This window comes from Sandarakinorhabdus sp. (genome assembly GCF_040398645.1).
In the GTDB taxonomy this organism is placed as follows: Bacteria; Pseudomonadota; Alphaproteobacteria; order Sphingomonadales; family Sphingomonadaceae; genus Sandarakinorhabdus.
Map to the genome: position 1 here is coordinate 1 of NZ_JBBATR010000056.1, position 15,052 is coordinate 15,052.

Genomic DNA, 15,052 nt, shown 5'->3' on the forward strand with positions numbered 1-15,052 from the left:
GATGACGAAGATGATCCCGCTGATCACCCTACGATCATCAACCCTCGGCACCCCACCAACGCCACCGGCTTGACGGTTGGATGCATCTCCAACTCGGCCTGCCGGGTCGCCGTGATCGAGCTGATGCCAGCATAATCCCAGACATTTGTGCGGTAGCGACCTGTGTCGCCCAACCCGAAGTTGTTGGTATGCGGCGCCGTCCCGACCTTCCACACGAACACCATCTCGTGCTTGGAGCGGTAGAAGGCCCCCATGCCGCCATTGGTCTTGTTCCAGACGCAGACATTCTTGAGCTCAGAGAACACCGCGTAGCCAGCCGCAAGCAGTTCCCGCATGTGCCGCCAATCCATGCACACATATGCAATCGCACCGTCGCGGCAGCATTTTACCATGGCGCCCAGGCTGTCGCTCAGAAAGCCAGTAAACTGCGCTTCACTGAGCTCCCCTGAAGCAAATGCAAACTCGCGGTGTTTGACAGTGCCAAGGCCAGTGACATGGCCGTCGATCGGCACATTGTAGGGCGGATCGGTGAACACCAGGCCGACCCGCTCTTCTCCGAGCAGCCGCACATAGCTTTGGGGATGCCGCGCATCAGCGCAGATCAACCGGTGCCGACCTAACTGCCAGACATCGCCCATCCGCGTGACCGGCTGTGGAAGAACTGCGGGCACGGCATCGTCCGTCTCGGCAATCGCGCTATTGGCATTGGGCGGCACGACGCTGCTCTGCGCCGCCTGATCGAGCACCTGGTCGATCTCGGCTTGGCTGAACCCAAGATCCCCAATCTCGAACTCGATATCGATGAGTGCTTGCAGTTCGTCGGCCAGCAGCTCCTGATCCCAGCCGGCGTTCAGCGCAAGCTTGTTGTCGGCCAGCACATAGGCGCGCCGTTCGGCGGCGGACAAATAATCCAGGGCCAGGGTTGGTACCTCGAGCAGCCCCAGTTGCTTGGCCGCTCCGACACGGCCATGGCCTGCAATGATCTCGCCGTCGCCCCATACCAGCACAGGATTGGTAAAGCCGAACCGCCGGATGCTTGCCGCAATCTGGGCGACCTGCTGCTTGGAATGCGTCCTGGCATTGCGGCCATAGGGTCTCAGATCGGCGACCCGCCGCATGACGATGTTCGAGCGCATGTCCGCGTGCGCCATTGGGCCGTTCTTTGCTTTTGCCATGAATCTTGCTCCATCGGCGCGCTCGCATAGCGCGCTGTGAGTGGGAACAGATAAGAAACATTCCCAAAGGTCAAGATTCAGGCCGATCAGTAACTGGCTCAAAATGCGGCATAATCTGGATCAGTGATGGATAGATCCGATTAGTGAACGCGAGCCGCCAGATGCCCGATCTCTTACGGCCCTCTTACAGGCCTCTTACAACCCTCTTAGAATTTGGTCGGCCTCTTAGCCGTCAAACGTTGGCGCTGGGGGCTCCCGATAGATAAATTTATTCGATTAGTCAGCCAGGCGCGATCCGATTCAAAAAGCTGCGCGCGAAGGCGTTCTCGCGCCCCAAAGGCCGACGTCGATCAATTGTCGAGCGGCTGTTTGAACCGACCGGTCGGCCTGGCCAGGCAATTGGCAAGCCTGCGTGAGCAGGCAGACGAATAGAACCCAGCCTGCAACCGGGCGCGGGAAAACGTGCCGCCACCCTTTTCCTGTTGCCGACATTACCTCGACAGCCACGACCAGCGCCCAAAGTGTCAAAGGTCGCTACCAAACGGCCATCGCCCGGACCCAACCAGCCAAACTGCCAGCGGAAACAGCCACACGGTCGGCAAACCCAGCCAAACTGCACCTGCAAACAGCCAATTCCTGTCGCAAACGACCACGCGTTTTCGGCCTGACCGCCATCATTTGGCGCCTGAAGGCCAGTTTCGATGACCGCAAGCGCCAATCGAACAGGCTTTGGTCGACCAGTTAACGGCTTGTTTTTAGTGAGTTAGGCCAGAGTTAGCCAGATATTTCGGATAATCCTCTGTTTCGCGCGATCCGCCACTATCAGGCATAACTAGAGCACGGTTCGCAGATGGCTTCTTCCACCGCCAATTTGCCGCGCTCACGGGCGAAAGCCTCTTTGCGATTTGGAGGGCGGCGACGCTCCGTTTCGTGCGGTTCGGCCTGTTCCGGGCCTTTATCATGCCGCCAGCAGGCGTTTCTGCCTTGGCGGGGTTGATCCTGCCGGCAATTGCAGTTCGGTGAGCAGGAACCGGCTGCATCACAAATCATGGCGCCAGATGGAGCGGTGCCTAACCACTTGCACCGCCAGCCGGCGCGCGCTAGCCATCGGTGGCGGTTGGTAACGGCGAGAAGGGTCACATGTCAGCCGAAGCGCCTCGGGCGACCACAGTGTTTTTCAGCTATTCGCGCGGCGATCGCAAGCGTGCCTTGCCGGTTATCCAATTGCTTGAGGCGGCTGGATATTCGGTGTGGTGGGATGGCATGCTGGAAGGCGGCGAACATTTCGCCAAAACCACCGCCCATGCGCTGGATACGGCGCGGGCCGTGGTGGTGTTGTGGTCAAAAACCAGCATTGGTTCGCACTGGGTGCACGATGAGGCCACCAGCGGCCGTGATCGCAAGACACTCGTGCCGCTGAGCATGGACGGTGTGGAGCCGCCGCTGGGGTTTCGTCAATTTCAGGTGATCGATATCAGCCATCATCGCATCCGGCGCGGTGATCAGGCCTGCGATGCATTGCTGCGCGCCGTGGCGGCGCTGCATGCTGGGGAAGCAGCGGCCACTGTGTCTGCTGCGCCGGCATCGCCGCCAGTGGATCGGCGCCTGCTGCTGATTGGCGGGGTGGTTGCCATGGCCGGCGCGGCCGGTGCGGCATGGCTGTGGCGCAGCGGACAGGGCGGGCAGGCGCCGGCCGCAACCGCCAGCGTTGCCGTGCTGCCATTTGCCAACCTCAGCGGTGATCCTGAACAAGCCTATTTTTCGGAAGGGCTGGCGGCCGAAGTGCGTGCGGAACTGGCGCGCAATCCCGGCTTGCTGGTGGCGGCGCAAGCATCATCCAATCGCTTTCGCACCCGCGCCGAAGATGCGCGCACGATGGCGAGCCAATTGGGTGTTGCGTTTCTGCTGGACGGCAATGTGCGCCGGGCCGGTGATACGGTGCGGGTATCGGCCGAATTGATCGACGGCCGCAGCGGCTTCAGCCAGTGGAGCGAGCAATTTGAGCGGCCAATCGCCGATGTGTTTGCCGTGCAGGATGAAATTTCCGCAGCCGTGGTCAGTGCGATCACGTCAAAAATGGGCGGCGAGAGCACGGCCAATGGCGGCAGCACTCCATTGGGCAGTGCGGCACGGCCTGTTGGCGGCACCAGCAGTGTGCCAGCCTATGATGCGTATCTGCGCGGCCAGGATTTGTTCGGTCAGGGCCTTAATGAAGCCACTGATCGTGCTGCGCTGGCGCAGTTCGATGCAGCGCTGAAAATCGATCCGAGCTATGGCACGGCACTTGCGGCCAGGGCGCGGGTGCTTGTGGTGATCGGCAACCAATATGCCAATACGACCGAGCGGCCGCAATTGTTCGAGGCTGCAATCGTGTCGGCCAATCGCGCCATCCGCGAAGCCCCACAGTTGGCCGCTGGTCACCTTGCCCTTGGCTTCGTGCTGTTCAACGGGCGAATTGATGCCAAGGCAGCCGGGGCACCATATGATCGCGCGGCCGAATTGGGCCAAGGCGATGCCGATGTGCTCAGCAGATTTGCGCTGTTCTGTGCGCGCACTGGGCGGTTTGATGCCGCCCGCACGGCGATTGCGCGCGCCACCACGCTTGATCCCTTGAACGCGGGTTCCTATCGCATTGTTGGTGAAATCGAATATGCAGCGCGCAATTTCGCCGGTGCCATTGGCCCGCTTGAGCGAGCGCTCAGCCTCAATCCACGCATGGGGGTGACAAATTCCTCAATTGGTTTTGCACGGCTGATGATGGGTGATCCGGCCGGCGCTGAAAAGGCGTTTGCTGCCGAACCCTCCGCAGTGTTCAGGCTTACCGGGCTGGCAATTGTGCGCCACCGGCTTGGCAAACGCCCGCAGGCACAGGCCGCGTTCAACACCCTGGTTGCGCAGAAAGGTGATGCCAGCCTATACCAGCAGGCGCAGATTTTGGCACAGTGGAGCGATACGGCGCGCGCGCTTGCGGCATTGAAGCGTGCCCGGGCCACCGGTGACGCCGGCCTGGTTTATATGCGCAATGATCCGATGGTCGATCCCTTGCGCAAATTGCCGGAATTTTCCGATTTGCTAATCGGGCTGGGTTTCAGTTAACATAGCGCTTGCACCAGAGGGGTAGAGTTCATGCGCATTGCTATCGTTGCCATTGCCAGCGCGCTGCTGATCACAGCATGCGGCAAAGCCGAACCGGAAGCACCTGCTGCAACCGAAGCGCCCGTTGCCGCGGAGGCTGCCGTTCCAGAAGCGCCTGCTGTTGACCCAGCGGCCGCGCCGGCTGCGCCAGTTGATGAAGCTGACCGCACCAACGGCGACCGCACCAATGGTGACCGTACGAATGGTGACCGCACGAATGGCGATCGTACGGCCAACCGTAAATAATAGTGGCGGTCAAGCCGGGCAGACCAGGGCCAGTCTCGCAGCTGTCCCCGGTCCTTGTCTTGTTGTCGTGCGCCGCTGCCGCAAAGTCTGCGCTGCGGCCCGGCACCTGAACACGCCCTTGGTAACAGGCGCAGCGAGCACGGCAGCAATCCAGTCCGTGTAGGCCGCCACGCGGGTGTAAAGGGCCGGTATGCCTGGCCGCCCGCAGCCCGATCCGGTGCTGACCACCCCGATGAGCACACCGCGCCGTGTGAGCGGCCCGCCGCTGTCGCCTTGGCAAGCATCCTGGCCGCTCAGATCGCCAGCGGCGCACAAGACACCGTCCCAAACGGTGCGCGCCATGCTCGGCACGCTCCGGCAACGGGCAGCATCAGCGAGGTTCAGTCGTCCTTCCAGCAGCAGGGGGGTGCCGCGCATTGGCTGGCCATCAACGGCGCGCGGCGCACCGTCTTCATTTTCGCCGGTCATGCCCCAGCCGGTTACGATCAGCAGATCGGCATTTGATACCGGCCGCAATTGCGCAGGCGGCAATTCCACTGGTCTGGTGTAGATCAATGTCGATCGGTCAGTTGCGCTGTCGGCAACAAGGTGAACCAAGGCAATATCGTGGCGTTTGTCGCCTGTTCGGCGGTAATCGGCATGCACCACCACCCGATCAATGGCCATTTGTGTGGCCGCCGGCAGATAATTATTGCCAAGCCTCACCCTGCGGCTGGCCAGCAGACGCAAATTATCCTGTCTGTCCACAAAACAATGCGCAGCGGTAATCGCCCAATCCGGCGCGATCAACGATCCGCCGCAAAGATGGTCAAGCTCTTCTGGCGACATGTCTGCAAGGAACTTCTTGGCAGGGCTGCTGCGCGGCAAGGCCCGATCGGCGGCGAGCTCTTCCGGGGTATATGGTACGGTGGTGTAAATCTGGACCTGCCATGGTGCGCTGGCCGCACCGGCGGCCGTGCCGCGCACCACGCGGGGGGCTTCGACAATGGTTGAACCGCTGCTGTCGGTTGGTGAGATGTCTGGGGCTGGAGGTATTGGAGCTGGGGGTGTTGGAGCGGTTGTCGGCTCCCCGGACAGCATCGACGCTTCGCTGGCATCTGGGGCGGCTGGGCGCGGCGGCCCGCTGGCCCCTGGATCCGGAACCGGCTGCACTGCCAGCATCATGCCAGCCAACGCAAACATCCTGATCACGGCGCCACCTCCACTGGAACCACGGCCACCGACCAATTGATCACCCGCGGTATGCCGCCAGACCGGGCGCCGTCGGCCCCAAGGCAAAATGCCCGCGCCACAGCGCTCAGGCACGCGCTTTTGTCTTGGACATCGGTTGCGGACTGCTCGAGCACCCCGGCCGGCATTGGTGCGTCGCTGGAAATCGCCACAAAGCGCATCGGTTCCAGTGACGTCATCGAAAAAGACTGCCCCCGGGGCATGGCCAGCGGCGTGCCCGCGGCCAGCGGTGTCCGCTCGACTGCGCCAAAGCCTGGCATTGCCAGCGTCACCTCATATTTGCTGCTGATACCCAGGACATAGGCAAATCGCGGTTGGTCACTTTCGTTGACCACCGATGTCCATGCCGGCTGTTTCAGCCGCAGCGTGCGGCCGCCGGACTGAGATGGGCATCCCAGTGGATCGAAATTCGCCCGGTCGCCGGTTGCAACACACAGAGCAATGCCGGCACGCGGCCGCATCAGGGCCAGCCATTCTTCGGCCCGCGCCACTTTTTCCAATGCAGCGGCCAGGCGCGGCGCAAAATTAGGCGCGTCGGCGGCCGGCAATTTGGCCAATTCCACGCCGCCGCGCCCAAATAACATGGTGCCGTCCGCTGCAGACGCCAATCGGAACGGCCCGCGTGCATCTACCGCAACAAACCCGAGCCGCTGAACCACGCCCAGCGCCGCCGCATCATTCACCGCAAGCCCAAGCCGGCTGGCAAAGCGATGCCGCTGCTCGCGTGCCACCATGCGGCCAGGCAAGTTGGCAGGCATCCCGCCAATCGGCATCAGGAATGCCAGCCCGGCTTCCAATCTGGTCACTTGTGCCACCAGCAGCGGTGCATCGCCGTTTGCGTTCACCGCTTCGCTGGTGCCAGTGTACAGCGCAAATTCCGATCCAGCGGTCACGCCAACCAACGCGCCGCCGGCCATCACCAACTGGCCGCGATCCAGCACGACATCAAAGGTTGGCACGCGGATTTCCGGCCCGTCCAGCGTGGCCCGCAAGGCGCCTTCCGCATGCGGCAGCTGGCGGTTTCGCGTGGCGGTGGTCACCTCCTCCACAATTTTCGCTGCGATATCGGCAAAACTGGCCTGCGGGGCCGCGATCAAGGCTTTGGCCAGCGCCGTGGTGAACACGCCGGCACGATTGCCGACACTGCCCACTTCCTTGGCATCTTCGCCGTCGCCGGCCGCGCCCAGATGCACGCGGTATGCGCCATAACTGCCATACTGCCGGGGCGGCGCCATCGGCCGCAAATTGCTGACCATCAGATCGGGTGCGCTGCGGCTGGCTGACTGGCCATCGCGGCTGGCCGTGCCGGAATTGCAGCTGTCGAACCAGGTTACCACCCGCACGCCCTTGCCAGTGGCGGAATCGATGATGGCGCGCACTTCATTGTCGATGATGTCGGCGTCAGCTTGGGCGCCGGGTTGGCGGGCATCGTGGGCCATCAGGGTGCTGTTGTGCAGGCTGGCCTGATCCTGCCCGTTTTGATCGAGGAAGCGGGAGCCATGCCCAGCAAAATACAGGATCAGCGTGTCGCCCGCCGCGCTCGCCCGGATTGCATCGTTCCACGCGGCCAGGATCGCGGCCTTGGTGGCACACGTGTCGGTCAAGGTGATCGAAGCCGCGTTGCCGGACCGGCATTGACCCGGCGGTGATTGATCGAGGGCAAAGCCATAAGCCGTGGTGAGCGCCGCCTTGATGCGCCGTGTATCGGCGACTGCGCCGCTCAGATCGTCAAAACCGGCGTTCGCTTGCCCGGCTGTCCGCGAGAATTGATATTTGTCGATGCCAACGAACACCGCTCGCACCTTGGCTGCGGCCGCGCCCGGAGCAGCCAAGCTGGCAACCAGGGTGGCAGCCAGCGCCAGCGCCAGCGCCGTCAGTGTTGATCGCGGTCTGATGCCGATCATTGCGCGTTTATCCCGCTCTGAATTTCGTCTGTTCAGCAGCCATCACGGCGAACCGCGCAGCACCACCGGAGATGGTCCGGCGTTGAAATTGAACAGGCTGGGCTCCTGCACGCGCGGCCGCTCGTTGGCCTGCGCCGTGTCCATCACCATGACCATGCCGCGCGCCGCCAACGCGCCGCCGCCGCGCCGGGCATCTTCGCTCAGGGATGGCAGCCGCGCCACCGCATAGCGCAGCCATTCATCCAGCCGCACCCGGCCATCACGGTTCATATCGGCCGGGCCGCCCTGCGAAGTGAGGCCTTCGCCCAATGCAGCCGTGAGCAGGCCCTGCCGCAAATTGTTGCTTTCCAGGGCAACATCATCGGCCTGGGTGGCCGCAAGGATCAGTAGCCCCTTGTCATAGGCCAATTGCCCAAGCCCGGTATCGCCCATCGGGCCGGGCTTGAAATCCGGTGTGCTCACCGCCGCGCCGCTATGGCAGGCATCGATGATGAAGGCGATTTCCTTGGCCGCGATGGCGCGCAGCCACATGGTCAGATCGGTCGCCGAAATCGCTGTGTCGGCGGTGGGGGCTTGCGCCATGCCCGGCCACGCCACATCGGATGGCAGCAGCGCAAAATTGCCGGTGGCATCGGCAAAGCCATGGCCAGAAAAGCTGATGATGACGATATCATCGGGCGTGGTATTATCGAGCGCATTGGCATCATGGCCAGCGCTGGCCAGCTTGGCCCGGTCCGGCCCGGGCGGGAAGCCCGCCAATATGCCGAGCGCCGTATTGATATGATCGCGCGTGACCGGAACAAATTGGCCATTGGCCAACTGCCGTGTCACCAGCCGGGCATGGCGCATTTCATAGCCGGGAATGGCGGCCAGCCGATCGCCGATCACCCGGGCATCCGCCACGGCAAAGCTCAATTTGAGGCGGGATTCCACATAATGATCGACCCCGATGGTCAACACAAAGGCACGGCGTGGACGCGGCTGCGCAGCCGGCGGCACCCAGCGGACACGGTTGGTATCGGATTTCACCCGGTCGCTGTTGAAGGCGTAGGCGGCAAATTCGACCGGGCGGCCATCGGTGGGCACACTCACGCGCTGCGTATAGGTTTTCGCGGCGCCATCCGGTGATGCACTGATCACATTGGCAGCGCGCCATTGCGCCAGCGATACTGTGGCGGCAGCATATGGCTCATCGGGATTGCGGGCCACTTCGCGGTTGTTCATCAACAGCTTGGCACCATAGGCGCCTGAACTGCGCCCGCTTTGCGCCGTGAATTCCGTCACTGAAATGCTGACGTCAGCCTGCCCTGGCCCAGCGCTTTGAATATTGGTTACGCGCACGCTGGGCAGCAGGAAATTCAGCCCGGCAATCGGCGGCACCGGTTTCAACACCCGCGCGCAGCTGCCGGTAACCGTGCAATCCAGCAGCTTGCGGAACAGTTGCGGTTCGAAATAATCGCGCATGAAGGTTTGCGGCGCCAGCGACAGAAACGGCGCTGAAGGAATGAACCAGCGGAAATTTTCAGCATCCGGCCCCAGATTGGTATCATAACGGCCATCTTGTGCCACGGTGACAAAATGTTGATCGGACATCAGGTAGGTGGTCATCAGCGCTTGGCCCGTGCGGCTATCCCAGAGATGAAACTGCCCGTCATAAGTTACCGACCACAGGATCGGCTGGCCCGGCAGAAAGCCCACGCCGATGCCCATGCTGGAATCGATGCCGGCAAGCTTCTTGCCCGTCGCGAGATCGGCGCGGGTGATGCGATCCTCCAGTGGCCCGGACACCAGCAATTCCCGGCCGTTGCTGGCCACGGTAGTGGGATACATGGCGGTCATTTCGAGATTGCGCAACGCCGGTTGCCCGTCCGGGGTTGCCGGCATGTCCGGTTGCCATTCGGCTACATTGTTGTTGCCGAACAGCCAGACCTTGCGGCCGTCAGGCGAAAAAGCTGCCATCACCAGGATGGAGTCGCTCAGCGTAAATTCGCTGCCGATCTCGCCTGTTTGCGCATGGACCGTCGCCACTGACAGGTTGCCATCGCCCAATCTGGTGACCACCACCACGCGGTCGCCGCGCGGGCTGGCGGCAATCACGCGGATATGTGAATCCTTTGGCACAGCATAGCCCGGTAGCGCCTGCCAGCGCCCAGCCACCAGCCGCACCAGCGCCTTGTCAGTGCCCACCCCGGATCGGCAATTGGCGAGGCCAGCGCCAATCAGGCTGCCATCGGGCAGCGGCACCACAAAACAGCGCGCAGGATGGCTGGCCAGCACGGCGCCGCTCGCACTGTCGATGCGCAGCAACGGCGCCGGTTCGCCCGGTTCGGCTTCGTCCAGCGGGTCATCCGAGTCATCCTGTGCAACCGCCAGATAGTGATTTGCGTTCAGCCACAGCATCTTGTCATAGCTGCCGCGAAGCTGCACCTGCGGGTTGAACCGGCCCTGCGTGATGTCAAACACGTCAATCAGGCTCACGTCCGCCCCATCATCGCTGGTATCAGCACCCGAAAGCGCCAATTGCCGGCCATCGGGTGACATCGCGGCATGATTTACGACATTGAACTTGCTTTTGGCGGCCATCGCGCGCTGGCGGCCATCGGCTCCGACAAGGGCAAAGGCCGGCGCCGTGCGCACCATGCGCCAGCGGCCATCGGGCGACGGCGGCAGGGCAGGCAGTGCCCGCAATGCATCGGCGCGGGCCATGTCAGTGCCGGCTTCGTAGATTGCCTCCAGCGCGCTGATCCGGCTTTGCGTCCGGCCTAGCCAGTGTTCGGCGGCATTTGCGGTGGTGCCTGGGGGCATTGCCGGCAATGCGGGCGGCGCGGCAAAGCTGATGCGGCGGGACACCACATCGACCAGATAGGCCCGCCCGCGCCGCAGATCGGCACTGGTCGGGTCCAGTATTTCGCCTTCAATGCGCAGCGTGCGGCCATCGGCGGCCAGTGTCATGCTGTCCAACATCATGGTTTCGGTGCTGGTCTTCGCGTCGCTGGGCAATCGCACCCGATCAATAATCTGGCCGCGCGCCGCATCCCACACCAGGAATTCCTTCAATAATCCTGATGCCGTAAAAATATGGCGGCTGTCTGCTGACCAGGCTGCCACGTCGATCCCGCCGGTTTGCATCCCCTGCACGACGATCTTTGGCTTTGTGATTTGCGGTTGCTGTTGCGGCTGCTGCGCCATCCCGGCTGTCTCACCGGCAAACCAGAGCGACGCCAGCATCAATACAGCGGCAATTGCCCGGCCACAGTGCATGTCACGTCCCTTCCGTACAAAGACTTGCAGAGGCCATCAGGCATGTCAACGCAGCGGGCGCAGACGGCGGCAGCCCGCAATTTGGATTCACCGCACGATCATGTGCCGCGTGCGGGCAATGTCCTTGCCGGCGGGATTGTCAGAACGCGTCGCGCCGTTCCAGATTGCGCTCCACATCCGCGCGGGTCAGCCACAGCGCGCGAAAGCGTTTTTCCGATACCAGCTGCAATTGGTCGCTGCGGTGCGGTGATCCGGGCTGGCTGCTGTTGCCATAGCTCATTGCGGCGATGGCTTTCATCGGCGTGGAGAATTCGATCAGATTCACCCAAGTCTCCCCGGCCTCGGGCGCGCGCTTGTCGCCTTGCCATGGCCCCCAGAAGATGGTGCGAAACAATCCCAAGCCGCCCAGTCCGCCATGGCCGGGCAGCGAAACCGCCTCGCCAGCGCTGAAGCGCGATGCGTCGCCATAAGCTGGATCCAGCCGGCCATGCCGCGCCTTCACGGCGTCGGCCGCGGCTTTCAGCATCGCCGTGGCGGCGCCATCATCGCTGATGCCGGCGGGGGTGTTGATCGGATCATCCAGTGTCCACGGCCTGGTAAAATTGCTCTGATCGGTCAGGTTCGGCCCGGCAAAGCGCTTGGCCCATTCTTCGAACAACACGGCGGCGCGGCTGTCGGCTTCGAAACGATTGTCCCAGCCGGCCAGCAAATCGCGGGCGGCGCGCACATCGCTGTCGCTGCTGCCGGCCGATGCCGCCAGCAGCAGCACTTTCATGCGGTCGGCCATCAGCGCCGTGGTGGTGAGCTTGCGGCGCTGGAAATCGGCAAAGCTGATCTTGTCATTGCCCATCAGCAGCCGCAGCGATTGCTGGGCGCGCAGCGATGTTGGTTCGGGCGGGGCCACATGCGCCGGGTAATCGGCTGGATTCAGCCCACGCGGGATGCTGTTCACCCACGGCGTATCGTTGGCGTTCTGCACAAAGCCGCCCGGCGGATCGAGCAGCTTGGGCAGGTTTTCATACGGCTCGATCTCGGTGGAAATCAGATCGGCCCGGTTGCCGGGCACCAGCCCGGACCAGAAGGCGTGGCTGCCGCCGGTCTTGTGACGGGGCAGGATGCCGTTGCTGATGTGAAACACATGGCCGGCGCGGTCGGCATAGACAATGTTGAAACTGGGGATTTGCAGGCGTTTCAAGGCGCTTTCGAAGCGCGCGAAATTCTTGGCCTTGCCCATATCAAGATAGGCTTGCAGCACGCCGGGCCGATCGAGGCCGGCAACCCGTATGGCCACCGATTCTTCGCCAATATCAAACACCGAGCCATGAACGCTTTGCCGCTGCACAAACGTCTCGCGCTTCAGGCTGCCATCGGCTTGCCGGACGAGCAATGATTTGCGGCTGCGCGTGAACGCCATGCGCTTGCCGTCCAGCATGTAGCCATCGCCGGCCTGTTCCAGCCGGTAGCGCGTCGCCCCCAGCATGTTGTTCACCGTGTTGGTAAAGCCAAGCTCGTTGTTGAAGGCAAAGCGCAGCACCGGCAGCCCAACCTGCGTTGCGCCATAGACATTATAACCCGGCGCGGTGATCTGCGCCTCGTAATAGGTCAGCAATGACGGCGCCCACGGCAGATGCGGATTGGCCAGCAGCATGGCAGCGCCGCTTTGTGACCGTGATGGCGCGACAGCCCAGCCATTGGAGCCGCCCGCATCATTATCGCCATCATCATTGCCGTCGCCGCCGGCGTTTCCAGATGCTGCCTTGCCAGCCGGAGCAGGTGCAGCCAGCATCCGGCCCATCGGTGCGACGTACAAAAACTGCATCAGCCGGTGGGCATGCGCCATGACATCGACGCCGCTGACCGGCAGCACGCGCTTCAACTCCGCCGGCACATGATCCGGATGGGCCGCAATATAGGCATTGATGCCGGCGGCAAAGCCATCGAGATTGGCCTGCATCTGCGGGGATTGCTGCTTGTACCACGCCAGAGAACGCGCTGGCGCATCGTGCGCGATCAGATAGCGATCCAGCGGCGCATAGGATTCCCCCCAATATTCAGCCGCCCGCGCGCGGCTTTCGCCATACATGCGCAGCAGGATATTGCCGTGGCTGGCAGCCTGCGCCCAGCCAAAGCCCTTGAAAGCGCCGGCTTCGCTGTCTGCCGTGATGTGCGGCACGCCCCACGTGTCCCACATCACCTCGCCGGCCATGTCCTGGCCGGTTGCGGCCGGGGCCGCAGCCAGCGGGACAGCAACAGCCGGCAAGGCGAGCAAACCGGCGAACAAGGCAGCGGGCAGTTTCACAGCAAGGCGCCTCCAATGCGAGCGTCAAGCATGCCGCTGGTTCCGGCATGCTGCAAGCCTATGCTCAGCCAGTTTTACCGCACGGGCCCAGGCTGGCGAGCGCGCCGCGCCAGTCACCGGCCAGCGCCGGATCATCACCGCCAGCCTCAGCCGGCAACTCGGCAGGCAGGAAACATACCAACCGATACCAAAGCAACGTGTCTGGCTGCACGCGGGCCGCTGCCGAATCGTCGATGATGTCGCCCTGCGCCAGCATCACCCGGCGCACTTCACCAGGGCGATTTTGCACGATCAACGTCAACGGCTTGGCGTCGGCAGTGGTCAGGAAAAACTGGCTTTCGCTTTCGCCTGGCACTGTGCCAGCGGCGCGAAACCCGTTGCTGACAATGCGAATGACCGGCACGTTGCCGCTGCGCGCCGCGCTGGCCAGCGCCAACACGCGGTCGTTAAGCGCAGGATCCCACGCCTGCAGGCTCCGCCGTGACATCAGGCGCGTGTCCCCCGAAACTGTGGGATTCGTCAGAAATGCCAACACATCCAGTCCTTTGGTCGCTGGCAGCCGGCCTTGGGCATCAGTTGGTGCATCCCACAGCCATTGCAAGCGGCCAGCCAGCGCGCCGGGCGCAACCAACACGTTGGTCACAGAAGCCGTAACAACTAGACGGGTGCGACCTGCCGCCACACCAGCCGCCGCCATACCAGTGGCCCGCGTCGTGCGAATGATGCTGGCCCGCACAATAACCGGGCTAATAAGCGTCAATTCGGCAACATCGGCATAGCTCGTCAGCCGATCAAATCCTGGTGCCGCTGCTTGCAAAATCAACCGCGGCCGCGCCGGCCGTGATTGGGCGATAGCTGGATCAACACCAAAAGAAACCGCCAAAAACATAAGCATCGCTAGAATCACATGGCCCATAGCCAAGGTTAACCGGCGATGGCGCTTGCCTGCAACCGCACTGCGAATGAGCAACCCCGGCGCCCAGTCAAAAACCGGCTGCATTGCAGCAAAAATGCGGGGGAATTGACGTAGATTCGCCCGCACCGGCAAATTTTCGCCAAAATGCCGGTTGCGGCGACAAGCTGCTTGAGGGTAGAGCGTGTTCGTCGAGGGAATGGCGCAGGGTTTGAGGGGGGTCCTCTGTCCGCGGCTTTCTCGTAGAGTTGAGGGAGTGCCAGACCAGCCATGTCTTACATGGAACAACCTGGGTTGAGCAAAAACCGACAGATTGCGTTGGGCGTCGTCGCCTTGGTGCATGTCCTGCTTGGTTATGCTATCGTCACCGGGCTTGCATTGCAGGCCTTCAAGAAAATCGTTGAACCTCTTGAAGCGGTTAACGTGAAGGAGGAGGCGCCGCCGCCAGACGAGCCGCCACCACCGCCGCCCAAGGAAATCGAAATACCGCCGTATGTGCCGCCGCCAGAGGTGTCAGTGCAATCGGAAGCGGCGCCTAATGCGATCACGACGCAGTCGACTGTAGCGCGGCCGGATCCGCCAGTGGTTGCGCCACAGGCACCGCCCGCTCCGCCCGCTCCGGTTGCAGTCGGTCCGACGACCCCGGCGACTGCACGTGGCCGCGGCAACGTGTTTTCGGACGATGATTACCCGAGTGCATCGCGCGCCGCAGAAGAAGAAGGTGTGGCACGCGTTTTATACACCGTGGGTGTTGATGGCCGCGTCACGCAATGTGAGGTCACGCAGTCCAGCGGCTTTAAGCGCCTGGACGACGCGACCTGCGGTATCATCGTTCGCCGCTTCCGCTTTAACCCGGCCGTCCGCGAGGGTACGCCGATTGCTGAGCGCA

The 15,052-nt window shown here is 62.7% G+C and carries 8 protein-coding genes; 2 read left to right on the plus strand and 6 right to left on the minus strand.

The window, feature by feature from the left end; all coding sequences use genetic code 11:
- Positions 1–23: 23 nt before the first annotated feature.
- Positions 24–1,175 carry a site-specific DNA-methyltransferase gene (locus ABWP50_RS11090; protein ID WP_353218049.1) on the minus strand — a complete coding sequence of 384 codons (1,152 nt, stop codon included), beginning with the start codon at positions 1,173–1,175 and terminating at the stop codon, positions 24–26.
- 1,140 nt (positions 1,176–2,315) lie between these two features.
- Here ABWP50_RS11090 and ABWP50_RS11095 point away from each other — a divergent pair.
- Positions 2,316–4,271 carry a TIR domain-containing protein gene (locus tag ABWP50_RS11095; protein WP_353218050.1) on the plus strand — a complete coding sequence of 652 codons (1,956 nt, stop codon included), beginning with the start codon at positions 2,316–2,318 and terminating at the stop codon, positions 4,269–4,271.
- A gap of 294 nt (positions 4,272–4,565) precedes the next feature.
- Here ABWP50_RS11095 and ABWP50_RS11100 read toward each other — a convergent pair whose 3' ends face one another.
- The 5 genes from ABWP50_RS11100 to ABWP50_RS11120 form a co-directional block, all read right to left on the minus strand.
- The gene (locus ABWP50_RS11100) at positions 4,566–5,522 is read right to left on the minus strand and encodes a serine protease (protein WP_353218051.1); all 957 of its coding nucleotides are present in this window, start codon (positions 5,520–5,522) and stop codon (positions 4,566–4,568) included.
- A gap of 221 nt (positions 5,523–5,743) precedes the next feature.
- Positions 5,744–7,690, minus strand: coding sequence for a caspase family protein (locus ABWP50_RS11105; protein WP_353218052.1), 1,947 nt, complete (start codon positions 7,688–7,690; stop codon positions 5,744–5,746).
- 42 nt (positions 7,691–7,732) lie between these two features.
- Positions 7,733–10,918 carry a caspase family protein gene (locus ABWP50_RS11110; protein ID WP_353218053.1) on the minus strand — a complete coding sequence of 1,062 codons (3,186 nt, stop codon included), beginning with the start codon at positions 10,916–10,918 and terminating at the stop codon, positions 7,733–7,735.
- A gap of 172 nt (positions 10,919–11,090) precedes the next feature.
- Entirely contained in the window at positions 11,091–13,250 is a 2,160-nt protein-coding gene (locus ABWP50_RS11115) for a penicillin acylase family protein (protein WP_353218054.1), read from the minus strand.
- A 64-nt stretch (positions 13,251–13,314) separates the two neighbouring features.
- A complete protein-coding gene (locus tag ABWP50_RS11120) occupies positions 13,315–14,067 on the minus strand; it encodes a hypothetical protein (RefSeq protein ID WP_353218055.1) in 753 nt (250 codons plus the stop codon).
- Between the two features lie 366 nt (positions 14,068–14,433).
- Between ABWP50_RS11120 and ABWP50_RS11125 the strand changes: the two genes are divergently transcribed.
- The coding region (locus ABWP50_RS11125) for an energy transducer TonB (RefSeq protein WP_353218056.1) at positions 14,434–15,052 on the plus strand (619 nt) is incomplete at its 3' end.